Origin of the sequence: Bradyrhizobium vignae, assembly GCF_900324035.1 — a bacterium.
In the GTDB taxonomy this organism is placed as follows: Bacteria; Pseudomonadota; Alphaproteobacteria; order Rhizobiales; family Xanthobacteraceae; genus Bradyrhizobium; species Bradyrhizobium vignae.
In genome coordinates, this window is record NZ_LS398110.1 from 2209560 (window position 1) to 2235143 (window position 25584).

The following is a 25584-nucleotide window of genomic DNA, read 5'->3' on the forward strand; positions in this document are numbered from 1 at the left end:
CACGCTTCGTCCGTGAGTGCCCGAAATCCTTGTCTATAAAGCAGGCTTATGGCGCGCAGTGAGGCACGCCAGCACGGGACATGGCGAGGTCGATCGTTGGACAAACGAGCGGAAAGCGTCGAGATCAGGTCCGCCAGCAAGGCCTATGGCGCCGTTCGCGCTCTCGATGACGTCTCCCTTGATGTCGGCGCCGGTGAATTCGTCTCTCTGCTCGGCCCCTCCGGCTCCGGCAAGACCACGCTGCTCGGCATTTTGGGCGGCTTCATCCTGCCCTCGTCGGGCACGATCCTGTTTGGCGGCCGCGACGTCACATACGTGGCGCCACACAAGCGCGACATCGGCGTGGTGTTCCAGAACTACGCGCTGTTCCCGCATATGAGCGTCGGCGAGAACGTCGCGTTTCCCCTGCGCGCCCGGCGCCTGCCCAAAGCGAACTGGCCTGACAAAGTGCGAGCGGCGCTCGCCATGGTCGGCCTCGCCGGCTATGAGGCGCGCGGCATCGCGCAACTCTCCGGCGGCCAGCGCCAGCGCGTGGCGCTGGCCCGCGCCATGATCTTCGAGCCGCGCCTGATCCTGATGGACGAGCCGCTCTCCGCGCTCGACAAGCAGCTCCGCGAATCCATGCAGATCGAGCTGCGCGCGCTGCACAAGCGTATCGGCGCCACCATCATCTATGTCACCCATGACCAGCGTGAGGCGCTGACCATGAGCGACCGCGTCGCGGTGATGAAGGACGGCCGGCTGATCCAGATCGACCAGCCCGAGCGGCTGCACGACCATCCCGCAAATTCCTTCGTTGCGAGTTTCATCGGCGAAGCCACGCTGCTGCCGGTCCGCCGCGCCGATCCCAGCAGCGTTGCGCTCGGCAATGCGCTGCTGCGCAGCGCCCGCGCCATTCCCGATGGCGACGCCCTGATGCTCGCCGTGCACAGCGAAAAGCTTCTGATCGACGATGGCGCGCAGGATGCCGCCTGCAATCGGTTGACGGGCACGGTTACCGACATCGTCTACCAGGGCGAGAGCCTGCGCATTTTCCTGGCGCTCGAAGGCGGCATCGCGCTCAGCCTGCGCCAGCCGAGCTATCACCAGGCCTACAGCCGCATCCCGCCGCTCGGCGGCAGCCTCACCGTGACCCTTCACCCCGAGGACACCATCGTCGTCCCCAAGGTGGACTGAACTCAAGCCTCATCCAACCCGAGAGAAGAAACGAACATGTCGACCCAAGCCGCGTTCAGCAATTTCAAGGTTCTCACCTTCGACGTCGTCGGCACCTTGATCGACTTCGAGACCGGCGTGCTGTCCGCGGTGCGCAGGATTTCGGGCAAAACGCCGGCCGAGCTCAGCGACGACCAGATCTTCGAATCCTACAAGCGCGGTCGTGACAAGCATTACGAGCGCTCGAGCGAGGTGATGTTCCACGTCTACCGCTATCTCGCCAAGGAGCTCGGGCTGCCGGCCGACGATGCGTCCTGCGACATGTTCCAGCTCGCCGTGTTGCGCTGGGGGCCGTTCCCGGACTCGGTCGAGGCGCTCAGGCGCCTGCGTACCAAATTCCGGCTGGTGGCGATGACCAATGCCGACCGGGTTGCGCTCTCCTGCTACGCGCATGCGCTCGGCAATCCCTTCGACGACACGGTCTGCGCCGACGACACCGGCGTAGCCAAGCCGAACCCGGAATTCTTCGCCTACAACAAGGGTCGCCAGTCCGCCTTCGGCTACAAGCAGTCGGACATCCTGCACGTCGCGCAGAGCCAGTACCACGACATCGGTATCGCTCGGAAGCTCGGCTACAAGGTGTGCTGGATCGAGCGCCGCCAGGGCATCGCCGGCTTCGGCGGCACGCCGGCGGTGGAGACGCTGACCAAACCGGACTTCCATTATCCGACGCTGAAGGCGCTCGCCGACGCCGCGATCGGTCCTGCGGCATAACGAGGAGCGGCGGCATGACACGGGACTGGAGCGCGCTGCCATCGGCCAACTCGCTGTGGGAAGCGACGGCCGAGCCGGCGCGCGAGTTCCAGGTCCTGTCGGGCGAGCAACAGGCGGACGTGGTGATCATCGGCGCGGGCTACACCGGCCTCTCCGCCGCGCACCACATCGCCAGAAGCGGGCTTGCCCCGGTCGTGTTGGAGGCCAACCGCCCCGGCTGGGGCGCGAGCGGCCGCAATGGCGGTGTGATCACGGCAAAATTCCGCCTCTCGTTCCGCGAGATCGATGCGGTGCACGGCCGCGCCATGGCACGGCGCATGTACGAGATCGCGCATGAATCGACCGACATGGTCGAAGAGCTCGTCTCCGAGTTCGGCATCACCAGCGCTCAGCTGACGCGCACCGGCCAGGTCAAGGCGGCACATAACGAGACGACGCTGAAGGCCGCGATCGATGAAGCCGACTGGATGAGGCGAGAGATGGGCGATGCGGAGGTCCGCATCCTCGACAAGCGCTCCGTGCGCGACGAGACCGGCTCGGACGTCTTTGTCGGCGGCGTGCTCAATCCCGGCTCGGGCGGTATTCATCCGCTGAACTATTTGCGCGGCCTTGCCGATGGTGTCGCGCGCCGCGGCGTTCCCATCTACCAGGAGTCGCCGGTGGTCAAACTCCGGCGGGAGAATGGCGGCATCGTCGCCGAGACGCCGAGAGGCGCGGTGCGGGCGAAGCAGGCGATCATCGCCACTAACAGCTATTCGGATCTGACCGATGCCACCGCGCAGATGCAGCGCACGCTGATCCCGTTCCGCAGCGCCATCATCGCGACCGACAGGCTGCCGCGCAATCTCGCCGGCAAGCTGATGCCGACAGGGCGAACCTACACCGAGACCAAGCGCATGATGCGCTGGTTCCGCATGGTCGACAACCGCGTCGTCTTCGGCGGCCGCGGCGCCTTCGGCAAGCAGGATTCGCAAGCGGCGTTCGACGCCTTGCGCAAGGCGATGGTCGGCATCTTCCCCGATCTCGCCGATATCCCGCTCGAATACAAATGGTCGGGCCTGGTCGCGATGACGCTTGACTCGGTGCCACATATCGGCCGGCTCGACGACCGCACGCTGGTCTCGATCGGCTACAACGGCGCCGGGGTTGCGATGTCGAGCCTGATGGGCCGCTATCTCGCCGCCTTCGTGCGCGGCGAGACGCCAGAGGTCGGCCTGCTCGATATCAGGCGCATGAGAGCAATTCCGTTCTATCCGCTGCGCGAACCCGCTGTGCGCATGGTCGCCGGCTGGTACCAGTTTCTCGACGCGATTGGTCAGTGAGATCTGTTTGGAGGAGGCGAGGATGATCATGAAGCGGACTATTGGATTGGGCTGCGCGCTGCTGGGCGCCATCGGACTGACCACCGCGGCGGATGCCGCCGAGCAGATCACCTTCGTCTCGCAGGGCGGGGCCTATCAGCAGGCGCAGACGGTGGCGATCCTCGACCCCTCCGCCAAGAAGCTCGGCATCACCATCAACCAGGATTCCATTCCCGACGCCTGGCCCGCGATCAAGACCCAAGTCGGCAGCGGCAAGCCGATCTGGGATGTCGTGGACACGCCGACTGGCTATTGCCTGCGCGGCGGCGAGCAGGGGCTGATCGAAAAGTTGGATTTCTCGAAGATGCCCAATGCGGCGGCGATGCCTGAGGCGTATCGCAGCCCGTATTCGGTCTCCTACGAATTCTATTCCAGCGTGCTGGCCTACAGCCAGAAGACGTTCCCGAAAGATGCGCCGAACAGCTGGGCCGATTTCTGGGACGTGAAGAAATTCCCCGGCCGCCGCGCGCTGCGCAACCATCCGATCGCCACGCTCGAGGCGGCGCTGATGGCGGATGGCGTCGCGCCCGACAAGCTCTATCCGCTCGACGTCGACCGCGCCTTCAAGAAGCTGGAAGAAATCAAGCCGCACATCACCGTGTGGTGGACCTCGGGCGCGCAATCGGCGCAGCTTCTCAACGATGGTGAGGTCGACATGGAGATGGCCTGGAACGGCCGCGTCAGCGCGGTCGCCAAGGAAGGCGCGAAGGTCGCGTTCACCTACAATCAAGGCATCCTGCAGAGCACTTCGCTCTGCATCCTCAAGGGCGCGCCGAATCTGGAAACAGCGGTGAAATTCCTCAACGAGGCCGTCGATCCCGTGCACCAGGCCAACCTGCCGCTCCACATCGACTACGGCCCCGGTAACCCGAAGGCGTTCGAGACCGGCGTGATCAAGCCCGAGCGCGCCGCGCAGCTGCCGAGCGAGCCGGCGAATGCGGCCAAGCAGGCGCTGATGTCCTACGCCTGGTGGTCCTCGCCCGCGGGCGAAGCGGCCGAGAAGCGGTGGGCGTCGTTCATGCAGAAGTGAGCGAGGCAGCGTTGACGACATCCCTGCCAGATCCCTCCCAAAAGCATCAGCGCCGTGAGCACGGCCTGATGCTGGCATTGGTGTCGCCGGCGCTGCTGGTGATCCTGGCCCTGATCGTGCTGCCGGTCGGCTGGCTGGCGTGGCAGTCGGTCTATCATGACGGCTTTACCCTGGAGAATTATCGCCGCGTCTTCACCGAAGACGTCTATTGGCGCAGCTTTGCACTGACCTTCGAGATCAGCCTCGCGGTCACTGGAATCGCGCTGCTGCTCGGCTATCCCGTGGCCTATCTCGCCAACTCGGTGCCGAAAGGCTGGAGCATTCTGATCCTGTCGCTGGTCGTGCTGCCGTTCTGGACCAGCGTGCTGGTTCGGGCCTATGCCTGGCTGGCGCTGCTGCAGCGCACCGGCGTGATCAACCAGTTCCTGCGCTATCTGGACGTCATCTCCGAGCCGCTCGCATTGGTCCACAACACGTTCGGCACGGTGGTTGCGACCGTGCACATCCTGCTGCCGTTCATGGTGCTGCCGCTCTATGCCACCATGCAGAAGATCCCCGGCGATCTCATGCAGGCCGGCGCCAGCCTGGGTGCGAGCCCGTCGCTGACATTTTTCCGCGTGTTCCTGCCGCTGTCGCTGCCGGGCGTGCTCGCCGGCTGCACCATGGTGTTCGTGCTCTGCCTCGGTTTCTACATCACGCCGGAGTTGCTCGGCGGCGGCCGCACCGTGATGGTGTCGATGCTGGTGAGCCGCAATGTCGAGCTCTACAACCAGTTCGGGGCTGCCAGCGCGGTCGCGGTGGTGCTGCTCCTGAGCGTGCTCCTGATCTTCTTCGCCGTCAGCCGCTTCATCTCGCTCGATCGTGTGTTGGGGCAGAAATGATGCGCGCTTCCCCCACCCGGATTGCCCTCTACGCGATCAGCGCGCTGGTGCTGGTGTATCTGATCCTGCCCGTCCTGATCATCGCGCCGATCTCGTTCTCCAGCGCGCGCTTCCTGACCTTCCCGCCGCCGTCGTTCTCGCTGCGCTGGTACCAGCAGTATTTCGCCAACTCCGCCTGGATGCAGGCGACGCGGGTGACGCTGACGGTCGCGCTGCTGACGGTCGTGATCGCGACCCCGCTCGGCGTGGCCGCTGCCTATGCCATCAGCCAGTCGAAGCTGCGCATCATGCGCATCATCCACATGGCGCTGCTGCTGCCGCTGGTGGTACCGATCATCATCACCGCGGTCGGCATCTTCTTCGTCTACGCCAAGGTAGGCCTGGTCGCGACCATGTCCGGCCTCGTGCTCGCCAACGTGATGCTGGGATTGCCCTATGTCGTCATCTCGGTGCTCGCGGGCCTGCAGAGCTTCGACCCCGCGCAGGAGATGGTGGCGCGCAGTCTCGGCATGAACCGTCTGCGCAGCTTCTTCGCGGTGACGCTGCCGCAGATCAAGTCGAGCGTGATCGCCGGCGGCATCTTCGCCTTCATCTCGGCAATGGACGAGACCATCGTCGCGCTGTTCATCTCCGGCGGCCAGTTCCAGCCGCTGACCAAGCGCATGTTCACCGCGCTCCGGGACGAGATCGACCCGACCATCGCCGCGATCTCGACGCTGATGACGGCCGCATCCTTCATGCTGGTCCTCCTTGCGAGCGCGCGACAGAAGCGGAGCGGATGAAATCGACGAGATCAGATCAGCCGATTGCGAAATCGGCTGCCGTCTCTGCGTGAATGGCGGTGGTGTCGAACGTCTCGACTGACGTGTCGTCCGCACCGACCAGCATGGTGATCTCTGTGCAGCCGAGGATGATGCACTCTGCGCCACGGGCGACGAGGGCCGCCATCACCTCGCGGTAGCGGCGGCGCGACGGCGCAGCGACGTTGCCGAGGCACAGCTCGTCGTAGATGATGCGGTTCACCTCGGCGCGCTCGTCCGCGGGAGGAATCAGAACGTCGAGATCGTGCGCGCGCAATCGGTCGATGTAGAAGTCTTCCTCCATCGTGAACCTGGTGCCGAGCAGCCCAACCCGCCGATATCCCCTGGCCCGGATCCGCTGCGCCGTCGCGTCGCCGATGTGGATGAACGGCACGGTCACGCTCGACATGATCTCGGGCGCCAGTTTATGCATCGTGTTCGTGCACAACACGATCGCCCGCGCGCCGACGCTTTCGAGGCGCCGCGCGACTTCCGCCAGACTGGCCGCCGCCTCCTGCCAGCGGCCGCCATACTGCATCTGCTTGATCTCCTCGAAATCGTAGGAATAGATCAGCAGCGGAGCCGAATGCAGCTTGCCCATGCGGTCGCGGACGCGCTCGTTGATGAGCTTGTAATAAAGCGCGGTGCTCTCCCAGCTCATGCCTCCGATCAGGCCGATGGTTTGCATTCCGCTGCTCCAGACGATTTGGGTCGGCCGATCGTAGACGAAGATGCCGAGGCTCGCCATCATGGCCGCGGCAGGGCCTGTAGTGCAAACGGTAAGGACGGGCATGACGCCTGCGCAGGCTGCGAGAAGCCTTTCGACCTTGCGCACTCTCTCGGCCTGTCCTAGGCCAGTTCCCCGAATAAGGGCGCATCGCCAGAGCCTCGAGGGAGCCGATATGACCATTCGCAACACCCGCACCGGGGGGCAGATCCTGATCGATCAGCTCGTCGCCCAAGGCGTCGAGCGCGTCACCTGCGTGCCGGGCGAGAGCTATCTCGCGGCCCTCGATGCGCTGCATGACAGCCCGATCGACGTCGTGATCTGCCGCGCCGAAGGCGGCGCTGCGATGATGGCGGAGGCCTATGGCAAGCTCACGGGGCGCCCCGGAATCTGCTTCGTCACCCGCGGTCCCGGCGCGACCAATGCCAGCCACGGTGTCCACATCGCGATGCAGGATTCGACGCCGATGATCCTGTTCGTCGGCCAGGTCGATACCGGCATGCGCGAGCGCGAGGCGTTCCAGGAGCTCGACTACAAAGCGGTGTTCGGCTCGATGGCGAAATGGGCGATCGAGATCGATCGCCCCGACCGCATTCCGGAGCTGGTCGCGCGCGCGTTCCGCGTCGCCATGCAGGGCCGCCCCGGTCCCGTGGTGATCGCGCTGCCGGAGAACATGCTGACCGAGACCGCGGCTGTTGCCGACGCCATGCGCATCGAGCCCGCGGTGAGCTGGCCCGCGCCGGCCGATATCGAAAAGCTCGGCTCCATGCTCGCGGGAGCCAAGGCGCCGCTCGTCATTCTCGGCGGCTCGCGCTGGACCGATGACGCGGCGAAGAGCATCGCGCGATTCGCGGAGCGGTTCGACCTGCCGGTTGCGACCTCGTTCCGCCGGGCCTCGCTGATCGATGCCGACCATTCGCACTATGCCGGCGACCTCGGCATCGGACCGAGCCCGGGCCTGAAGGCGCGCATCGAGGGTGCCGACGTCATCCTGCTGATCGGTGGCCGCATGTCGGAGATGCCCTCCTCCTCCTATACGCTGCTCGACATTCCCACTCCGCTGCAGAAGCTGATCCACGTGCATCCAGGCTCGGAAGAACTCGGCCGCGTCTATCAGCCGGCGCTGGCGATCCAGGCGACGCCCGCCGCCTTCGCCGCCGCCGTCGAGACGCTGAAGCCGGCTGGAACCGTGGCCTGGAAGGGCGAGGCGGCCAAGGCGCATGCCGATTATCTCGCCTGGACCGAGAAGGCGCGCGAGCTGCCCGGCAAGTTCCAGTACGGCCAGGTGATGACCTGGCTGCGCGACCGCTTGCCGAAGGATGCGATCGTTTGCAACGGCGCCGGCAATTACGCCGGCTGGATCCATCGCCATCACCGTTTCCATAGCTTTGCCGCCCAGCTCGCGCCGACCTCGGGCTCGATGGGTTACGGCGTGCCCGCGGGCGTGCTCGCCAAGCGGCAATATCCGGACCGTGTCGTCGTCGCCTTTGCCGGCGACGGCTGCTTCCTGATGAACGGTCAGGAATTCGCCACCGCCGTGCAATACGATGCGCCGCTGATCGTCATCATCGTCGACAATTCGCAATACGGCACCATTCGTATGCACCAGGAGCGCGACTATCCCGGCCGCGTCGTCGGCACCCAGCTCAAGAACCCCGACTTTGCGATGTACGCCAAGGCGTTCGGCGGCCATGGCGAGCGCGTCGAGCGCACCGAAGAGTTCGCACCGGCGTTCGAGCGCGCGCTGGCTTCGGGCAAGCCGTCGATCCTCCATTGCATCATCGATCCGCGCGCGATCTCGGTCGGCAAGGATTTCACGCCGGCGGTGAAGGCTTAAGGCGATGGCGGCCGGTCGCCACGTTGCGATCATCGGAGCCGGCGCGGTCGGCGTGATCAGCGCCATCGAGGCGTTGCGCGAGGGCCATCGCGTCACGCTGATCGATCCCGGCGAGCCTGGCGGCGAACAGGCGGCGAGCTATGGCAATGCCGGCTGGCTGTCCTCGCATTCGGTGATTCCGCCGGCGGAGCCAGGCGTCTGGAAGAAGGTGCCGGGTTATCTGATGGACCCGCTCGGCCCGCTCGCGATCCGCTGGTCGTATTTGCCGAAGGCGCTGCCCTGGCTGGTCAAGTACCTGCTGTCCGGCTGGACCGAGGCGCGGGTCGAGACGACGGCGTTCGCGCTGCGCGCCCTCCTCAAGGACGCGCCGCTGCTGCACCGCAAGCTCGCGGAAGAAGCCGGCGTGCCCGAACTGATCGAGCGCAACGGCGTGATGCATGTCTTCACCTCGCGCGGCAATTTCGACGACGATCTCGGCTGGCGCCTGCGCAAGAAGGTCGGAGTCGAATGGCTGGAGCTCAATGCCGACGAGATGCGCCAGCGCGAGCCGGACCTGCATCCGCGCTACACTTTTGGCGTGGTGGTGGAGGAGGCCGGCCGCTGCCGCGATCCCGGGGCTTATGTCGCCGCCCTCGCCAATCATGCGATCGCCGGTGGCGCGAAGCACGTGCGGGCCAAGGCGACCGGGCTGAAGCTAAACGGCCACAAGCTCGTGGCTGTTCTCACCGAGACCGGCGAGATTCCTTGCGATGCCGCGGTGGTCGCGGCTGGTGCCCGCTCGAGGCAACTCACCGCGTCGGTCGGCGATTCCCTCCCGCTCGAGACTGAGCGCGGCTATCACGTCATGATTGAGAATCCGGAAGTAGGTCCGCGCAGCTCGATGATGGCATCCGACGCCAAGATGGTGGTGAATTGGACCAACAAGGGCCTGCGCGCCGCCGGCACGGTCGAGATCGCCGGCCTCGAGGCCGCACCGAACTGGAAGCGGGCCGAAATCTTGCGCAACCACCTTCTCGGGATGTTCCCGAAGTTGCCGAAGGACATCCCAGCTTCGCGCATCAAGACCTGGTTCGGCCATCGCCCCAGCATGCCGGACGGACGTCCCTGCATCGGCTATGCGCGCGCCTCCCGCGACATCGTCTATGCTTTCGGCCACGGGCATGTCGGCCTGGTCGGCTCGGCCCGTACCGGCCGGCTCGTCGCCCAGCTTGTCAGCGGCAAGACGCCGGAGATTCCGCTCGGCCCCTTCGCACCCGGACGTTTTCTCTGAGGTCCGCAGCATGACCAGTTCAGTCAATTCGTCCGCCCGCATCGCCCGCGGCGGCAAGGCCGTGTACGGCGCGCCGCTCGGAATCCTGATGCTGGAAGCACGCTTTCCCCGCATTCCCGGTGACATGGGCAACGGCACGACCTGGCCGTTTCCCTGGGCAAGCCCGAGGAGCTGTATGCCCTGCCGTGCCACGTCGCGCGGCGCGCGGACGTCGATCGCGCGGTCGCCACCGCGGTCCGGGAGTTCGGCCGGCTCGACATCATGGTCAACAACGCCGGCGTCGCCCGCAACCAGGACATTCTCGATATCACCGAGCAGGATTTCGACGAGATCATCGGCATCAATTTGAAAGGCGCGTTCTTCGGCGTGCAGGCCGCGGCGAAGCAGATGATTGCGCAAGGTGGCGGCGGGGTCATCATCAACATGTCCTCGGTGAATGCGCTGCTGGCGATCCCGACGCTTGCGACCTATGCCATCTCCAAGGGCGGCATGAAGCAGCTCACCTCCGTCGCGGCCGTTGCACTGGCCCCGCACAACATCCGCGTCATCGCGGTCGGGCCGGGCACGATCCTGACCGACATGGTGGCGTCGTCCATCTACACTTCCGAGGAGGCCCGCAAGACCGTGATGTCGCGTACGCCGGCGGGCCGTGGCGGCGAGCCGAGCGAGGTGGCCTCCGTGGTGGCGTTCCTTGCCAGCGACGATGCGTCCTACATCACCGGACAGACGATCTATCCGGATGGCGGCCGGCTGGTTTTGAACTACACGGTGCCTGTGAAGGAGAAGTAGGGCTCACTGCCTCTCACTCCGCCGCGACCGTCATGCCGTGGCCGAGCCGCTTCGAGATGCCGCCGGCGCAATCGCGCAGCGCATTTGCGATCGGGCTGTCCCAGCGCGCGTCGAACGTTCCTTCCGGCCCCATCGCGGTGATGACCAGCGCGACGTGGCCGGAATGGTCGAACACCGGCGCCGAGAATGCGTTGACGCCGGGCAGGGGATCGCCGAGCGCGCGGGCGAGCCCGTGCGTGCGGACCTCAGCGAGCATCTCGGCAACCTTCGCGCCTTTCACGGCGCGCTTTGGATTGTAGCCGACGCCGTGACGGTCGAGACCGCTTTCGAGCGCGGCATTGATCGTCTTCTCCGGCAGGAACGCCGCGAAGGCGCGGCCGGTCGCAGTCTCCAGCAGCGCCATCACGGAGCCGACGCGCATCACGATGTGCACCGGCTGGGCCGGCTCCTCGAGCTGAACCACGGTCGGGCCGTGCGTGCCCCAGACCGCGAGCGAGACTGCGTGGCCGATCTGGCTCGCGAGGCCCGCGATCTTGGGACGTGCGATGCGGACGCCGGAGAGCCGGCGCAGGCTGATCAGGCCGAGCTCCAGCGCCAGCGCGCCGATCTCGTAGCGGCCGGTGGTCTCGTCCTGCTCGATCAGGCCGATACGCGAAAAACTGGCGAGATAGGGATGCGCCTTGGCCGGCGTCATGCCGGCCTCGCGCGCGAGATCGCGCAGCATCATCGGCTCGCCGCTTCTTGCGAGCGCGCGAAGCAATTCTCCGCCGACCTCGATCGACTGGATGCCGCGGCTCTCTCTGTTCATGTGCCTCCCGGCGTTTTCGCTCACGCCGCGTTGCGCTTGGCGGCGCTGTCGGCAAGATGACGGCCGGCAATGTAGCCGAAGGTCAGCGCCGGCCCAAGGGTGATGCCGGCCCCGGGATAATTGCCGCCCATGATGCTTGCCATGTCGTTGCCGGCGGCATAGAGGCCGGGAATGACGCGGCCTTCGGCATCCAACGCCCGCGCGTTCTCGTCGGTGACGATGCCGGCATAGGTGCCGAGATCGCCGATCACCATCTTGATGGCGTAGAACGGGCCGTTCTCGATCGGCGCGACGCAAGGGTTGGGCCCGTGCAGCGCGTCGCCCTGGTAACGGTTATAGGCTTTCGAACCCTTGCCGAAGGCGGTGTCGTGTCCCAGCGGCGCCGTCGCATTGAACTGCCTGACGGTTTCGGCGAACGCCTTCGCATCGATGCCGGCTTTCGCCGCGAGCGCCTCCAGCGTGTCGGCGCGCATGAGGTAGCCGGTATTCAAATGATGACCCAGCGGCATCGGGAAAGGCGGCACGCAGCCGAGGCCATACTTCCGCAGCGTCTTGTGGTCGCAGACCAGGAAGGCGGCGATCTCCTCGCCGGGTTTGGCCGCCTTGACCATGGCCTGGACGAAGTCGTGATAGGAATTGCCTTCATTGGCAAAACGCTTGCCGTCGCGCATCACCGCGATCACGCCGGGCTTGGCGCGGTCGATGAAATGCGGCATCACGCCCTTCGAGCCATCCTTGCGCGTAGTCAGCGAGACCGGCACCCAGGCTGCCGCGTTCGGCAGGCGATCCTCGATGCGCCCACCGGCGCTTTCCGCAAGGCGCAGGCCATCGCCGGTATTGCCCGCGGGCCCGGGCGAATAGTGCTCATTGCCGGTCGGCGCGTGCGGAAACATTTTTCTGCGGCGTGCCACGTCGTGCGGGAAACCGCCGCAGGCGAGCACGACGCCTTGCCTTGCACGAACGCGCACCTCGCGTCCCTCGCGCGAAACGATCGCGCCAGTCACGGCGCCGTTCTCGACCGTCAGCTCGCGCACCGGTGAGGACAGCCACATCGGAATCTTCAGATCGAGCGCGGATTTCGCGAGGCGGCCTGCGAGCGCATTGCCATTGGTCAGCGTCATGCCGCGGCCGTGGCGCAGCACGTCCATGAAATGCCGCGACAGCCGCTTGGCGACATAAACGGCCGAGGTCAGCGACTTCGTCACGCGCATGAAGTGGATGATCTCCTTGCCGGAGCCCAGCATCATGCCGAACACGGTGAGCTCGGGCAGCGGCGTGCCGAGGGTCTTGATGAGGTCGCCGAGCTCGCGGCCGTCGAATGGACGCGTCACCATGGAGCGGCCGCCCTGCGCGCCGCCGGGCGCTTCGGCGTGATAATCGGGAAACACCAGCGGCATGTCGAAACGCAGCGCCGTCTTGGTGGTGAAGAACTCGACCGCCTCGGGGCCGGCCGATAAAAATGCATCGACGCGTGCCGCATCGTAATTGTTGCCGGCCTCGTGGCGTAAGTATGTGCGGGCCTGCTCCGGCGTCTCCTCGATGCCATAGGCCCTCGCCAGCGAGGTGCCGGGAATCCAGAGCCAGCCGCCGGAACGCGCGGTGGTGCCGCCGAAGCGCGGCTCCTTCTCGACGATCAGCACATCGAGCCCGCGATAGCGCGCGGTGATCGCGGCCGACATGCCGGAGCAACCCGATCCGGCCACGAGCACGTCGCACTCGTAAGTCTCAATGGCGCTATGCTCGTTGCCGGTCATCGCTCACCTCACTTCTTCAGGAGCGGACATTTGGATTCGGAGACCGGGCGGAAGGCGTCTTCGCCCTTCACGGTCTTGACGATATCCAGATAATCCCACGGCTCCTTGGACTGCTCGGGCTTCTTTACCTTGGCGAGATACATGTCGCGGATGACGCGGCCGTCCTCGCGCAATTTGCCGCCGTGAACGAAGATATCCTCGATCGGCAGTTCGCGCATCTTGGCCATCACCTTGGCCGGATCATCGGTGCCTGCGGCCTTGATGCCTTTCAGGTAATGCAGCACGGAGCCGTAGACTCCGGTCTGGATCATGGTCGGCATCACCTTGGTGCGCTCGTAGAACTTCTTCGACCAGGCGCGGGTGGCCTCGTCCATGTTCCAATACGATGCCGTGGTCATGTAGGTGCCCTGCGCGGCCTTCAGCCCGATCGCGTGCACGTCGGTGTCGAACATCAAGAGGCCGACGAGCTTCTGGCCGCCCTGGACCAGGCCGAACTCGCCGGACTGCTTGATGGCGTTGTCGGTGTCCTGGCCGGCATTGGCGAAAGCGACCACGTCGGATTTCGAGCTCTGCGCCTGCAGCGCGAAGGAGGAGAAGTCCGCCGTGTTGGTCGGGTGCTTGACGCCACCGAGCACTTTGCCGCCCATCTCGTTGATGAAGCGCGTGGCATCCTTCTCGAGCTGCTGGCCGAAGGCATAGTCTGCCGTGATGAAGTACCAGGACTTGCCGCCTTCCTTGATGACGGCCGAAGCCGTCACCTTCGACAGCGCATAGGTGTCGTAGGTGAAATGCACTGTGTTGGGACTGCACAGCTCGTCTGTCAGCGAGCTCGCGCCGGGACCGGAGAGCAGGGCGATCTTATTGCGCTCGCGCACCATGTTGTGCACGGCGATGGCGATGCCGGAATTAGGGATGTCGACGACGGCGTCGACCTTGCCGTTGTCGAACCAGCCGCGCACGATCTGGACGCCGACGTCGGTCTTCATCTGATGGTCGGCACTGATGATCTCGATCGGCTTGCCGAGCACGGTTGGCCCGAATTCCTCCACGGCCATCTTGGCCGCCTCGACCGAGCCCGGCCCGCTATTGTCGCGGCCCCAGCTCGACAGATCCGTCAGCACGCCGATCCGCACCGCGTCGTCGGAGACTTGCGCGATCGCAACATTGGTCATGGCAGTCGAAGTCATGGCCGCGAGCACAGCACAGGCCAAAAACCCTCTCATCGTCGTTTCCTCGCTCTTTTGGGCCGCTTGGCGCGGCTGGTCGTTCTGGGGGTTAATTAGATATAGGCGAATGAATTTGTCAATGACGAATAAAAAGTGGCAGTTCCGCACTGGCGAACGCCACGACGACGATCGTGAGGCAGGGGATGCACACTTGCCTCACCACCGTCATTGCGAGCGCAGCGAAGCAAATCCAGAGTCTTTCCGTTGAGGGATTCTGGATTGCTTCGTCGCAAGGGCTCCTTGCAATGACGGCTGGACGAGCAGTTGCTCCGAACGCTCTCGTGTCCCGGACGCGCCGCGGCGCTCTTGCGCTGCTGCGCAGAGCCCGGACCCATGCCGCGCGGGGCTGCTTGAGGAAGCGCAGGCCCCGGCTCTACAGCGCATCACCATAGTGCGTCGAAGACGCGCGTCATCGCGCCTTCAGTGCTGCGCAGCGTCTGGGCGAGAGCAGTCAAATGCGCGGGCAGGTTGCAACCCTACCTACGATTGGCCATTATGCCGTGTGGAACCTTTTGGGGCAGGCCATGACGACGGCAACGGGGGTCTCCGCGGCGGCGGAGAGATCGACGACGGCGCATGTGGTCTGGGCGAGCGCGCTCGGCACCGCCATCGAATGGTACGATTTCCTGATCTACGGCACGGCGGCCGCGCTGGTCTTCAACAAGCTCTTCTTCCCGAGCTTCGATCCCTTCGTCGGCACGCTGGCGGCGTTCTCGACCTACGCGGTCGGCTTCGTCGCGCGGCCGATCGGCGGCGCGATCATCGGGCATTACGGCGACCGGCTCGGCCGCAAGACCATGCTGGTTGCGACCATGATCGCGATGGGACTCGGCACCTTCCTGATCGGCTGCCTGCCGACCTACGGTCAGATCGGGGTCTGGGCGCCGATCCTGCTCGTGATCCTTCGTTTCGTTCAGGGCATCGGGCTCGGGGGCGAGTGGAGCGGAGCGGTCGTGATGGTGATCGAGCACGCCGGCAATCGCCGCGGCTTCTACGGCAGCCTGGTGCAGGTCGGCTTTCCCGTCGGCGTCGCTGCCTCCACCGGCATCTTCGCCTTGATGACGAAGCTGCCCGAGGCGGACTTCCTCGGCTGGGGCTGGCGCGTGCCGTTCCTGGTCAGCATCCTCTTGGTCGGCGTCGGCTTCATCGTGCGGCTCAAGCTCGCGGAGACGCCTCACTTCAAGGAGATCGTCGAACGCAAGGAGGTGCTGGCGCAGCCGGCCCTCGAGGTGCTGCGCCGCGACTGGCGCAGCTTTCTGCTCGCCATCGGCATCACGGTGTCGGAGGTCGGGCTCGCTTATCTCCTCACCGTGTTCACGGTGGTCTACGCGACGACGAAGCTCGGTCTGCCACGGCAGGTGATCCTGGATGCCGTGGTCTATGCCGCGATCGTCGAGTTCGCGACCTTGCCGCTCGCGGGTTGGCTGTCCGACATCTTCGGACGCAAGGCGCTGTATCTCGCCGGCGGCGTCTTCTCGGTCGCGCTGGCCTTTCCGCTGTTCTGGTTCCTCGACAGCAAGGAGCCGGCGCTGATCACGCTCGCGCTCGTCGTCACGATGACTCTCACCCATGCGCTGCTGTTCGGGCCGAAGGCCGCGTTCATGCCGGAGCTGTTCCGCACCCAGGTGCGCTACAGCGGGGCCTCGCTCGGCGCCAACGTCGCGGCGGCGCTGAGCGGCGGCTTCTCGCCGCTGATCGCGGCTGCGCTGTTGGCATGGGCCGGCTCGTACTGGGCGGTATCGGTCTACATCGTCGCGCTGTCGATCGTCACGATCGTCGCGACGCTGATGGCGCCGGAGACGGCGCGGGATTCGCTAAGATCCTGAGCGCCCGGACGAGCAAGCGGGATTTGCAGCGTTCGGAAACACCAGGAAGGTGATGGTCGCCGGCGCAAACTTGACTGCTCCCGGCGGCGTTGCGCGTGCATCGAGCCGGGGCAGCTGGCCATCCGTCGTCAGCGCGAGCCTCTTGCCGTTCAACTGCACAGCCGTGCCCTGCAACCGCGCCGCATGCAGCGTGTACCGTTCGGCGGAATCCGAAAGCGTCAGCGCGTGTGACATGCGACGCGAGGTGTTGATTGCGAGCAGCGACACCGCACCTGCCACGGCCGGGTGGCACTGCGCATAGAGATGGAGACCGCGCGGAGCAGCCTTTCCTGCGTCGAGCACAATCGTTCCCATCAGCCGGCGCCAGAGCAGCGCGGCCCAGTAGCTCGGCCGCGGCCGGAACGTCGTTTCGTCGAGCAGGCCGTAATCGCTGGCGGCCAGCGTGTTGTGCATCACCACCTGGACGCCGGCCCTCGCCAGGCGTCCGAGCTGGTCGACATAGCGGAAGGTGTCGAGAAAGGTCCGATCCCATCGGTTGCCGCCGCAGGCCGCATCGGCCGTCTCGGTCAGCCAGATCGGCTTGCCCGGCTCGAATGCGTCGCGCAGGGCCTGATAAGTGCCGAGCGTCGCATCCGTGCGCGCCAGCCAGTCCTCCGAGAGGGCCTGCGCCGGATCATCATGCCTGCCGCAGCGCGGCGAGATCGTGTTGTAATGGTGATAGGAGAAACGATCGACGCCGGAACCGGATGCGGCAAGCAGGTCGCGTGTGGTGATGCCCGACCCGGATGGCGACGGTGCATCGCCGACCGAGCCGGGACCGAGGATCAGCGTCTCAGGCGCGGCGCGCCGCATCCAGTCGCGGAAGATCTTGAAGTCGCGGCCATAGGCAGTCGCGTCATAGCCCGCCGGTGCGCCGCCCCTCGCTGCGAGCGTCGGCTCGTTCATGAATTCGGCCGCGGCGATGCGGCCACCCTGTGCGCGCGTGGTGTCGATCAGCTGCTGCGCCTGGTCCGGCTTCCATACGCCATTGGCATCGCGGCTGCCGGGACTGATCGCAAAGGACGTGACGATCTCCGCATCGACAGCGCGCGCGAACTCCACGACGCCGCGCCACTGCGCGCGGCTGAGCACCGAGCCATATCCCGGCGGCGGCTTTCCCGGCGCCTCGGCAAAGAACGTTGCATTGGCCCAAGTGCCGCTCACGCGCAGATAAGCCGGCGACAACGCCGCGGCGAGCAGGCGCAGTCGCGCATTGGCGAGATCGATCGGCGGTCGCCCGCTGTAACGATCCCGCCCATCGAAAGCACGTCCCATCGGCGGATAAGGCCGCCAGAACCGTCCGCCGGTCACCTCCACCATCTCGATGTTGTAGGATTGAAAGCGCTCGTCGATCGTTCCGATCGCATTCAGATTGGAGGGCGAGATGGCAACGGCGCCGGCGTGCGCCGCGCACATCGTTACGGTCGCGAGCAGCGCGATCGTCGTCATGCGCCGGTCCAGATGCATGAGAGGCAACCCTGGCCTTTATCCAGATCGACAATTTACCTGTATTTTACTTATCTGAATTTTACTGCATCATCGACGCCGAGCGCCCGCCGCCGGCGCCTCGGGAGCCGGCCGCCGCGGCGGAAAGGGATGGCCCCCCGGCGCCATTGACCAGGGTGGGCACAAAAAAATCTTCCGGCCCCCTCTTGAAACCGATGTCCGGTTTTCTAAGTCGTTTTTCGCCGCGAGAGCGGTGTGCCGGATGCCAAAATCGGGTCCGGCACGGGCGCCGGGCTGGTCTTTTCGGACCCGTCTGAATCCCCGCCTTGCGCTCCTTCGTATCCATCTTGCTCTTTGGAGGACTTGGTTATGAGGACCAGTTTCGACTTCGCGCCCCTGTGGCGCTCCACCATCGGCTTCGATCACCTGGCCGACCTCGTCGACAGCACGCTGCGCCAGGCGACCGAGGACAACTATCCCCCCTACAACATCGAGCGCTCCGGCGAAGACCACTACCGGATCAGCCTTGCGGTGGCAGGCTTCGGCGCCAGCGATATCACCGTGACGGCCGAGCAGAACGCGCTCACCATCGAGGGCAAGAAGCCCGAGACCGCTGCGCGCGAATACCTGTACCAGGGCATCGCCGCGCGTCCGTTCCGGCGTGTGTTCAATCTCGCCGATTACGTCCAGGTCAAGCAGGCCTCGTTCCAGGACGGGCTCCTGATCATCGACCTCGTCCGCGAGGTACCGGAAGCGATGAAGCCGCGCCGGATTCCGATCGCGGGCGGCGCTCCTGCGGCATCGCAGATCGAGCAGAAGAAAGCAGCCTGAGCGCTCGATCGGTCCACGGCGGACGCGGCGCGCGGATGCGCGGGCCGCGCTCCCGATGCATGAAGGAGAGAACCATGGCTTTTCGTGATCTCATTCCCTGGTCGAGAAACCAGGAGCTCGCGCCGGCGCGCGACAATTTCGATCCGTTCCTGACGCTTCACCGCGAGATGAACCGTCTGTTCGACGACGTCTTCCGTGGCTTCGGCGGGACCGGCCTGTCGCCGCTGATGGAAGGTCGCTTCGGCTGGCCGAAGCTCGAGCTCAGCGAGACCGACAAGACGATGACGATCTCGGCCGAGCTTCCCGGCCTGACTGAGAAGGACGTCCAGGTCGAGATCGCCAATGGCGTCCTGACAGTCCGCGGCGAGAGGAAGGCGGAGCGCAACGGCGAAGGCAGGTACTTCACCGAGCGCTATTACGGCGCCTTCGAGCGGCAGATCCCGCTGGAGGGCGTCGAGGAGGACAAGGCCGAGGCGTCGTTCAAGGACGGCGTCCTGACCGTGTCGCTGCCGAAATCGGAGAAGGCGCGCGAAGGCGTCAAGCGCATCGCGATCAATACGCATTAGTGTCAAGCGGGGCGGCGGCGATTGGCCCCGCCGTCCCGCAGTCAACAACCCCGTCCCCTATGGAAAGGAGTTTGAGGGAGGCACCGCCAATGACCAACGTGAATACCAATATCGGCACTCTCAATCCGCTGTTTCACCCTGCGGCCCATTACAACTCGCCTGCCGAAGTCCTGAATGCCGAGGAGCTCTCCACGCCTGAGAAGCGCATCATCCTGTCGTCCTGGGCATCCGACATGTACGCGGTTGAATCCTGTCCGGCCTTGCGCGAGATTCCCGGCATGAGCCACACGGTCCGGCTCGCCGACATTCTGGCCGCCCTGCGCAAGCTCGACGGTGACGGTGACAACGACAACGACGACCCACCGCGCGGCGGCGGCGTGCCGATGCGGCTGCGGCGGCCATGGGCCGCCGCGGAGAGGCAGGCCGCATGATGTTTACGCCCGCCGTTCTCGGACTCGTGCTGCTCGGCCAATCCTCGGCAGCCTGGGTCGTTCCGCTTCTGGCTCTGCAGGGCTGGATCGTCGCACCACGCGACGAAGGCTGAAGCCACCAAGGTCTCGAATATCCACACAATACCAAGCGGCAGGTGAAGATGATGAATGCTGTGCGTCTGCTTTTCCTGGCCTTGCTGGTGCTGACGCTCACAGCGTCGCGGCCTGCCGCCGGCCAGATTCCGGATATGAAGACCGGCGGCTCGGTGCCGACCCTGGCGCCGCTGGTGCGTCAGGTCACGCCCGCCGTGGTCAACATTTCCGTGCACGGGCGCGTGCGCGAGGACAACCCGCTCTATCGCGATCCGCTCTTCCGCGAGTTCTTCGACGTTCCCCGGCAAATCGAGAAGGAGGTCAATGCGACCGGCTCCGGCGTGATCGTCGATGCCCAGCGCGGCTATGTGCTGACCAACAATCACGTGGTCGAAGGCACCTCCGCGGTTCAGATCACGACCAAGGACGGCCGGCAGTTTTCCGCCAAGGTCATCGGCCGTGATCCGCCCACGGATGTCGCGGTGCTCCAGGTCCAGAGTCCGGCCGGGCTCAAGGCGCTTCCCTTCGGGGATAGCGACGGGCTCGAGGTCGGTGATTTCGTCCTTGCGATCGGCAATCCCTTCGGCCTCGGCCAGACCGTGACATCGGGGCTCGTCAGCGCGCTGGGGCGCACCGGCCTCGGCAAGCAGGGCTATGAGGATTTCATCCAGACCGATGCAGCTATCAATCCCGGCAATTCCGGCGGAGCGCTGGTCAGCTTGCGCGGCGAACTCGTCGGCATCAACTCGGCGATCATCTCACCCGCGGGCGGCAATGTCGGCATCGGCTTTGCCATTCCGGTCAACATGGCGCGCAAGGTGATGGAGCAGATCATCGCCAAGGGGCGCGTCGAGCGCGGCCGCATCGGCGTTTCGCTGAAGGACCTGCATCCGTCAGTCAACAAGGGACTGAATCAAGGCGCCGTAGTCGCCGAGATCGCCGCGGATTCGCCGGCAGAGAGGGCCGGCTTGCGCAAGGGAGATATCGTCACCGGCGCCGACGACCGCCCGATACGCACCGCCGCCCAGCTCCGCAACACGATCGGCCTTGCGCGCGTCGGCGAGGATGTGAAGCTCACTCTGCTGCGCGACGGTACGCCGCTCACCGCCACGGTGAGGGTGGCGCCAGCGGCCGAACCGAGCAGTGCGCTCGCGGGCCCCAACCGCCTCGTTCGCTGAACCGGATGCAGCGGCAATCCGCGAACGGAAGCGCGGTTTGCTTTCCCCTGCAATGGTCGCAGGCGTATGATCTCCCAGCTCAGGCCGCGCGGTGATCCAGCCCGTCTTGCAGGTCCCGGATAAGCCGCCGCTCGCGTTCGATGCGCTGGCGATAGAGCTCGCGCTCATGCTCGCTCTTCGCGCTGGCAAGAAGCAGCTCGTAATGGCCAATGACCTTCTCGCTGCCTCGAATGAGCAGGTCTCGCTGACTGTTCATTGCGCCATCCCCGTCGCATTGGCCGGCGCTCCCGGGGCGCGGAAGCTGACAGGAAAGATCGCTGCGGTCAGGGCATCGAGCGCCGATTGCTCTTCTGCGAGGCGCCTCTCGATGAAATGGCGCTCCAGCTCCGACAGCCTGGTCTTCAGCAGGCGCCGGTAGCGGTGGATGTTGTTGCGGTGCGCACGAATGCGGGCCAGATTCTCATCGAGCATCATCGTCTCTCCAGACGGTCGCGTTAAGTCCTTTGATTTCGAGGGTGAGAAACTTCTCGGCGAAAAAATATGCGGCGGGTGAACGGTGTCAAGATGCTCGAAGCCCGTGCCAGTCCTTGTTGCTGGCAGGCTGAAGATCGACTATCAGCCGGATCGGAGCGCTTGACGCTGCCCAAGGACAAGGAAGGAAGCACCTGACATGAGAAGGATCTCACCGACGCGACGCGACCTGATTGCAACCGCGGCGGCGGCCACCGCAGCTTCGCTGGCCGAGATCGCACCGGCCGCGGCGCAGGCCGGACCGAAGCCGATCTTCCCGGTGCCGATGGTCACGATCCCGATCGTCGGCGAGAGCCAGGTGTTTCAGGTCCGCCGCATCTACTGCATCGGGCGCAACTATGCGGCACATGCGATCGAGCGCGGCTCGGATCCGAACCGCGAGCCGCCGTTCTTCTTCCAGAAGCCGACGGACGCGATCCAGAACGTCGCGATCGGTGAGGTCGCCGAACATCCCTATCCGTCGCTGACCAAGAATTATCATCACGAGGTCGAGCTGGTCGCCGCGCTGAAGTCCGGCGGCACCAATATCCCGGTCGATAAGGCGCTCGACCACGTCTATGGTTATGCCCTGGGCCTCGACATGACCCGGCGCGATCTCCAGAACGGCATGGCCGCGGAGAAGAAGCCTTGGGAAATCGGCAAGAGCTTTGACCACGCCGCGGTGCTTGGCCCGATTCACCCGGCGAGCAAGACCGGTCATTTCGAGAAGGGCGCGATCTCGCTGGCCGTCAATGGTACGGTGCGGCAGAACTCGGATCTCAGCAAGATGATCTGGAGCGTGGCCGAGCAGATCGCGAAGCTGTCGGAAGCGTTCGAGCTGAAGGCCGGCGACATCATCTATTCCGGCACGCCCGAGAATGTCGGCCCCGTCGTGAAGGGCGACGTGCTGCTCTGCAAGCTCGAGGGCCTGCCTGACATGTCGATCAAGATCGTGTAGTTGCCATGCCGCCGCAACCACCAGTTGGCGGCGGAAGGCTCAGGAATCGCCGAGTTCCGCGGGTCGATTGCCTTTTTTGGCCGGCAAGTGAACCTCGTGCGGCCATATTTGAGAACGAGTGAATTCCCGTGAGGGAGGCGCTCCGATGAACAAAGCTCTGATCACTGCTATCGCGATGCTGGCCTGCGTGCCCGCGAGCGCGGTTGCGCAGGAGCGTGCGGGCGATGCGGCGCTGGGCGCGGTATCGGGCGCGGTCGTGCTGGGCCCCGTCGGTGCGGTCGCCGGAGCCTTGATCGGCTACACGGCCGGACCTTCGATCGCCCGCTCCTGGGGCACGAGAGGTTCGCACTCGGCAAGGCACCGGCAGCCGCCGCGCCGCGCCGCCGCGACCGGGGGTCCGTCGCGCACGCGCGAGGCGATGGCAGCCAACGGCCAGATGCGCGCTGCCGGCAATCCGGCCCCGCCGGTTCAAGCCGCACCTGCCGTCCCGGCGCAGACCTCGACGCCGCCCGTTCAGGGATTCGATTGAGGCCGGCAGCTTCAAGCCCTCGCCTGTCTGGCGAGGCTTCGTCCCGATCTAGGACTGGCCGAGGATCTTCTTGGCGGCGCGAAGGTGCGGCTTGTCGATCATCTGGCCGTCGAGCCGCAGCGTGCCGGAATCGGGATTGCTCGCGAACGCCGCGATGACCTTCTCCGCCCATGTGCGTTCGGCGTCCGTCGGCTCGAAGGCCACGTTGACGATGTCGACATGCTTAGGGTGAATCAGCGCCTTTGCCGAAAAACCATCGCGCCGCGCGGCGCGCGTTTCCTGCTCGAGGCCAGTGAGGTTGTCGATATCGGTGTAGACCGTGTCGATGGCCGCGACCTCGGCCGCGGCCGCGGCCATCAGGCATAGATCGCGCGCGAGGCGATAGGGGCTGTGGAACACGCCGCCGCTCGCTTTCTCGGTGGCACCAAGCGAGGCGGAGAGATCCTCAGCGCCCCACATCAGCCCGGCAAGGCGAGGGGAGCAGCCCTTGTAGCTGCCGAGCCCGAAGATCGAACTGGCCGTTTCCGTCGCCACGCAAACGATGCGGGTCGCGCCGACCTCGATGCCGGCTGCCGCCTCGAGCGCTTCGAGCCAGGTCGCGACCTGCCGCACGTCGTCGCCGCCTTGCGATTTCGGCAGCACGATGCCGTCGGGCCTGCCCGGCATCACCGCCGCGAGGTCGGCCAGCGTCATGCCGGTATCCAGCGCATTGACGCGGACGTAGAGCTGGTGTGGGCCGGGACGGCTCTTCAGCATCGCAACTGTCAACTCGCGCGCCTCCGCCTTTTTCTCTGTGACGACGGAGTCCTCGAGATCGATGATCAACGCGTCGGCCTTGCCTTCGCTCGCCTTCTCGAACTTGCGCGGGGAATCGCCCGGCACGAACAGCATCGAACGCATCAGACCGGCCTCTTGTGCATCATCGCCATGCGGCGGCATTTTCCGACGATCTCGTCGTTCTGGTTCAGGGCGTGGTGCTCGAACTCGACGATCCCGGCCGTGGGCCGCGATTTGGATTCTCGCACCGAGAGCACCTTCGTCGTCGCCCGCAAGGTGTCGCCATGGAAGACCGGCTTTGGAAAGGTGACGTCGGTCATGCCGAGATTGGCGACGGTGGTCCCGAGGGTCGTATCATAGACCGTCATGCCGATCATGATGCCGAGGGTGTAAAGGCTGTTGAAAATGCGCTGGCCGAACTCGGTCTTCTCGGCGAAATGGGCGTCGATGTGCAGCGGTTGCGGATTGAGCGTCAGCAGACTGAACATGGTGTTGTCCATCTCCGTAACGGTCCGGGTCAGCGGGTGCCTGAACTCCTGGCCTACGGAAAAGTCTTCGAAATAAAGTCCGGCCATCGCGGTTTCCTCCCTGCGAAATAACGGCGCGCTCGCACCGTCGCGCCGCATGACCCTATGCATGGTACACACAGTCTACGGATAAATTCACGTATCTGTGCCCAGTTTTTCGAGCTAAGAACGCGAGCAAAGGCGCGACCGAGGCACAGCAATCGGTCGTGGCCTTGGTGTGGGGAACGCGAAGGCAAGGGAGATGGCGGGGTCGCGGCTCCCAAGGAGGAGATCAAGAACATGGATTTCGCGCTCACCGATCAGCAGGAAGCCATTCGCGACGCGATCGCCAAGATCTGCGAGGGCTTTCCCGATGCCTACTGGCTGAAGAAGGATCACGACGGCGGCTTCCCGCACGACTTCCACAAGGCGCTGGCGGACGCCGGCTGGCTCGGCATCTGCGTGCCGGAGGAATACGGCGGCTCCGGGCTCGGCATCACGGAAGCCGCGATCATGATGCGTACCATCGCGGAGTCCGGCGCCGGCATGTCCGGTGCCTCGGCCGTGCATATCAACGTATTCGGGCTCAATCCGGTGGTCGTGTTCGGCACCGAGGAGCAGCGCAGGCGCATGCTGCCGCCGATGGTCGAAGGCCGCGAGAAGGCGTGCTTCGCCGTCACCGAGCCCAACACGGGACTCAACACCACGCAGCTCAAGACCCGCGCGGTCGCCAAGAACGACCGCTACATCGTCAACGGCCAGAAAGTGTGGATCTCGACCGCACAGGTCGCGCACAAGATCCTGCTGCTGGCGCGCACCACCCCGCTGGAGGAGGTGCGCTCGCCCACCCACGGCCTCAGCCTGTTCTATACCGATTTCGACCGCAACAGGATCAAGGTCCACGAAATCGAGAAGATGGGCCGCAAGATCGTCGATTCCAACGAGCTGTTCTTCGAGGACTTTGAAATCCCGATGGAGGATCGGATCGGCGAGGAAGGCAAAGGCTTCCAGTACATTCTCGAAGGGATGAACCCCGAGCGCATCCTGATTGCGGCCGAAGCCGTGGGTCTCGGTAAGCTCGCGCTGTCGCGCGCGACGGAGTACGCCAAGACGCGCACCGTGTTCAACCGCCCGATCGGCAAGAACCAGGGCATCCAGCATCCGCTCGCGGTGAACTGGGTCGAGCTCGAAGCGGCCTGGCTGATGGTGATGTCGGCGGCTTGGCAATACGACAAGGGCATGCCGTGCGGCGCTGCGGCCAATGCGGCGAAGTATCTGGCGGGCGAGGCGGGCTTCTCGGCTTGCGAGCAGGCGGTGATGACCCATGGCGGCTTCGGCTACGCCAAGGAATTCCACGTCGAGCGTTATTTGCGCGAGGTGCTGATCCCGCGCATCGCGCCGGTCAGCCCGCAGCTCGCACTCAGCTTCATCGCGGAAAAGGTGCTGGGGCTCGCGAAGTCCTACTGAACGAGTCTCGCGGCG

Annotated in this window: 26 protein-coding genes and 1 pseudogene; 18 read left to right on the top strand and 9 right to left on the bottom strand. The window is 65.2% G+C overall.

Going from position 1 to position 25584, the window contains the following annotated elements:
- Positions 1-96: 96 nt before the first annotated feature.
- The 6 genes from BRAD3257_RS10790 to BRAD3257_RS10815 all read left to right on the top strand — a co-directional run bounded on the left by BRAD3257_RS10790 (position 97) and on the right by BRAD3257_RS10815 (position 5983).
- Positions 97-1176 carry an ABC transporter ATP-binding protein gene (locus BRAD3257_RS10790; RefSeq protein ID WP_162500154.1) on the top strand — a complete coding sequence of 360 codons (1080 nt, stop codon included), beginning with the start codon at positions 97-99 and terminating at the stop codon, positions 1174-1176.
- 36 nt (positions 1177-1212) lie between these two features.
- A complete protein-coding gene (locus BRAD3257_RS10795; RefSeq protein WP_122401807.1) occupies positions 1213-1929 on the top strand; it encodes an HAD family hydrolase in 717 nt (238 codons plus the stop codon).
- 14 nt (positions 1930-1943) lie between these two features.
- Positions 1944-3251, top strand: coding sequence for an NAD(P)/FAD-dependent oxidoreductase (locus BRAD3257_RS10800; RefSeq protein ID WP_122401808.1), 1308 nt, complete (start codon positions 1944-1946; stop codon positions 3249-3251).
- Positions 3252-3273: 22 nt separating this feature from the next.
- The gene (locus BRAD3257_RS10805) at positions 3274-4320 is read left to right on the top strand and encodes an ABC transporter substrate-binding protein (RefSeq protein WP_122401809.1); all 1047 of its coding nucleotides are present in this window, start codon (positions 3274-3276) and stop codon (positions 4318-4320) included.
- 68 nt (positions 4321-4388) lie between these two features.
- Positions 4389-5201: an ABC transporter permease gene (locus tag BRAD3257_RS10810; protein WP_162500555.1), complete on the top strand. Its 813-nt coding sequence runs from the start codon at positions 4389-4391 to the stop codon at positions 5199-5201.
- Positions 5198-5983, top strand: coding sequence for an ABC transporter permease (locus BRAD3257_RS10815; protein ID WP_122401811.1), 786 nt, complete (start codon positions 5198-5200; stop codon positions 5981-5983). The genes BRAD3257_RS10810 and BRAD3257_RS10815 overlap by 4 nt, the downstream gene beginning before the upstream one ends.
- Before the next feature lie 16 nt (positions 5984-5999).
- On the opposite strand, the gene BRAD3257_RS10820 is transcribed toward BRAD3257_RS10815, so the two are convergent.
- Positions 6000-6689, bottom strand: coding sequence for an aspartate/glutamate racemase family protein (locus BRAD3257_RS10820; RefSeq protein ID WP_122406487.1), 690 nt, complete (start codon positions 6687-6689; stop codon positions 6000-6002).
- Positions 6690-6903: 214 nt separating this feature from the next.
- On the opposite strand from BRAD3257_RS10820, the gene BRAD3257_RS10825 reads away from it, so the two are divergent.
- From BRAD3257_RS10825 to BRAD3257_RS10840, 4 genes and pseudogenes are all read left to right on the top strand, one after another.
- A complete protein-coding gene (locus BRAD3257_RS10825; protein ID WP_122401812.1) occupies positions 6904-8565 on the top strand; it encodes a thiamine pyrophosphate-binding protein in 1662 nt (553 codons plus the stop codon).
- Positions 8566-8569: 4 nt separating this feature from the next.
- Positions 8570-9835, top strand: a complete 1266-nt coding sequence (locus BRAD3257_RS10830; protein WP_122401813.1) for an NAD(P)/FAD-dependent oxidoreductase — start codon at positions 8570-8572, stop codon at positions 9833-9835.
- Between the two features lie 10 nt (positions 9836-9845).
- Positions 9846-9989: pseudogene (locus BRAD3257_RS40940) on the top strand (aspartate/glutamate racemase family protein); the annotation flags it as partial.
- Positions 9989-10624, top strand: a complete 636-nt coding sequence (locus BRAD3257_RS10840) for an SDR family NAD(P)-dependent oxidoreductase (RefSeq protein ID WP_376707293.1) — start codon at positions 9989-9991, stop codon at positions 10622-10624. The pseudogene BRAD3257_RS40940 and the gene BRAD3257_RS10840, both read left to right, overlap by 1 nt.
- A 13-nt stretch (positions 10625-10637) precedes the next feature.
- Here BRAD3257_RS10840 and BRAD3257_RS10845 read toward each other — a convergent pair whose 3' ends face one another.
- The 3 genes from BRAD3257_RS10845 to BRAD3257_RS10855 are packed head-to-tail and all read right to left on the bottom strand — an operon-like array spanning position 10638 to position 14409.
- Positions 10638-11432 carry an IclR family transcriptional regulator gene (locus tag BRAD3257_RS10845; RefSeq protein WP_122401814.1) on the bottom strand — a complete coding sequence of 265 codons (795 nt, stop codon included), beginning with the start codon at positions 11430-11432 and terminating at the stop codon, positions 10638-10640.
- Positions 11433-11452: 20 nt separating this feature from the next.
- Positions 11453-13186 (bottom strand): FAD-dependent oxidoreductase, encoded by a 1734-nt coding sequence (locus BRAD3257_RS10850; RefSeq protein WP_122401815.1) that lies wholly within the window; start codon positions 13184-13186, stop codon positions 11453-11455.
- Between the two features lie 8 nt (positions 13187-13194).
- The gene (locus BRAD3257_RS10855) at positions 13195-14409 is read right to left on the bottom strand and encodes an ABC transporter substrate-binding protein (protein WP_122401816.1); all 1215 of its coding nucleotides are present in this window, start codon (positions 14407-14409) and stop codon (positions 13195-13197) included.
- A 527-nt stretch (positions 14410-14936) separates the two neighbouring features.
- Between BRAD3257_RS10855 and BRAD3257_RS10860 the strand changes: the two genes are divergently transcribed.
- Positions 14937-16238, top strand: a complete 1302-nt coding sequence (locus BRAD3257_RS10860; protein ID WP_122401817.1) for an MFS transporter — start codon at positions 14937-14939, stop codon at positions 16236-16238.
- Here BRAD3257_RS10860 and BRAD3257_RS10865 read toward each other — a convergent pair.
- A complete protein-coding gene (locus tag BRAD3257_RS10865) occupies positions 16227-17726 on the bottom strand; it encodes a glycosyl hydrolase family 79 N-terminal domain-containing protein (RefSeq protein WP_244607926.1) in 1500 nt (499 codons plus the stop codon). The genes BRAD3257_RS10860 and BRAD3257_RS10865 overlap by 12 nt on opposite strands.
- 366 nt (positions 17727-18092) lie before the next feature.
- On the opposite strand from BRAD3257_RS10865, the gene BRAD3257_RS10870 reads away from it, so the two are divergent.
- The 4 genes from BRAD3257_RS10870 (at position 18093) to BRAD3257_RS10885 (ending at position 20822) form a co-directional block, all read left to right on the top strand.
- Positions 18093-18554: an Hsp20 family protein gene (locus tag BRAD3257_RS10870; protein ID WP_122401819.1), complete on the top strand. Its 462-nt coding sequence runs from the start codon at positions 18093-18095 to the stop codon at positions 18552-18554.
- A 74-nt stretch (positions 18555-18628) separates the two neighbouring features.
- Positions 18629-19120, top strand: coding sequence for an Hsp20/alpha crystallin family protein (locus tag BRAD3257_RS10875; protein ID WP_122401820.1), 492 nt, complete (start codon positions 18629-18631; stop codon positions 19118-19120).
- Positions 19121-19209: 89 nt separating this feature from the next.
- Positions 19210-19551, top strand: coding sequence for a hypothetical protein (locus BRAD3257_RS10880; protein ID WP_122401821.1), 342 nt, complete (start codon positions 19210-19212; stop codon positions 19549-19551).
- A 161-nt stretch (positions 19552-19712) separates the two neighbouring features.
- Positions 19713-20822, top strand: coding sequence for a trypsin-like peptidase domain-containing protein (locus tag BRAD3257_RS10885; RefSeq protein ID WP_376707292.1), 1110 nt, complete (start codon positions 19713-19715; stop codon positions 20820-20822).
- 79 nt (positions 20823-20901) lie between these two features.
- Here BRAD3257_RS10885 and BRAD3257_RS40260 read toward each other — a convergent pair whose 3' ends face one another.
- Positions 20902-21078, bottom strand: a complete 177-nt coding sequence (locus BRAD3257_RS40260; protein WP_164936970.1) for a hypothetical protein — start codon at positions 21076-21078, stop codon at positions 20902-20904.
- On the bottom strand, positions 21075-21296 hold the full coding sequence (locus BRAD3257_RS10890) for a hypothetical protein (protein ID WP_376707291.1): 222 nt from the start codon (positions 21294-21296) through the stop codon (positions 21075-21077). Before BRAD3257_RS10890 ends, BRAD3257_RS40260 begins: the two co-directional genes overlap by 4 nt.
- A gap of 196 nt (positions 21297-21492) precedes the next feature.
- Here BRAD3257_RS10890 and BRAD3257_RS10895 point away from each other — a divergent pair, with 196 nt between their 5' ends.
- The gene (locus tag BRAD3257_RS10895) at positions 21493-22290 is read left to right on the top strand and encodes a fumarylacetoacetate hydrolase family protein (RefSeq protein WP_122401822.1); all 798 of its coding nucleotides are present in this window, start codon (positions 21493-21495) and stop codon (positions 22288-22290) included.
- Positions 22291-22435: 145 nt separating this feature from the next.
- Positions 22436-22819 carry a hypothetical protein gene (locus tag BRAD3257_RS10900; RefSeq protein WP_162500155.1) on the top strand — a complete coding sequence of 128 codons (384 nt, stop codon included), beginning with the start codon at positions 22436-22438 and terminating at the stop codon, positions 22817-22819.
- 48 nt (positions 22820-22867) lie between these two features.
- Here BRAD3257_RS10900 and BRAD3257_RS10905 read toward each other — a convergent pair whose 3' ends face one another.
- On the bottom strand, positions 22868-23719 hold the full coding sequence (locus BRAD3257_RS10905; protein WP_162500156.1) for an HpcH/HpaI aldolase/citrate lyase family protein: 852 nt from the start codon (positions 23717-23719) through the stop codon (positions 22868-22870).
- Entirely contained in the window at positions 23719-24222 is a 504-nt protein-coding gene (locus tag BRAD3257_RS10910) for a MaoC family dehydratase (RefSeq protein ID WP_347338425.1), read from the bottom strand. The genes BRAD3257_RS10905 and BRAD3257_RS10910 overlap by 1 nt, the downstream gene beginning before the upstream one ends.
- 180 nt (positions 24223-24402) lie before the next feature.
- Here BRAD3257_RS10910 and BRAD3257_RS10915 point away from each other — a divergent pair, with 180 nt between their 5' ends.
- Positions 24403-25569 carry an acyl-CoA dehydrogenase family protein gene (locus BRAD3257_RS10915; protein WP_092297474.1) on the top strand — a complete coding sequence of 389 codons (1167 nt, stop codon included), beginning with the start codon at positions 24403-24405 and terminating at the stop codon, positions 25567-25569.
- The last annotated feature ends 15 nt before the right edge of the window (positions 25570-25584 follow it).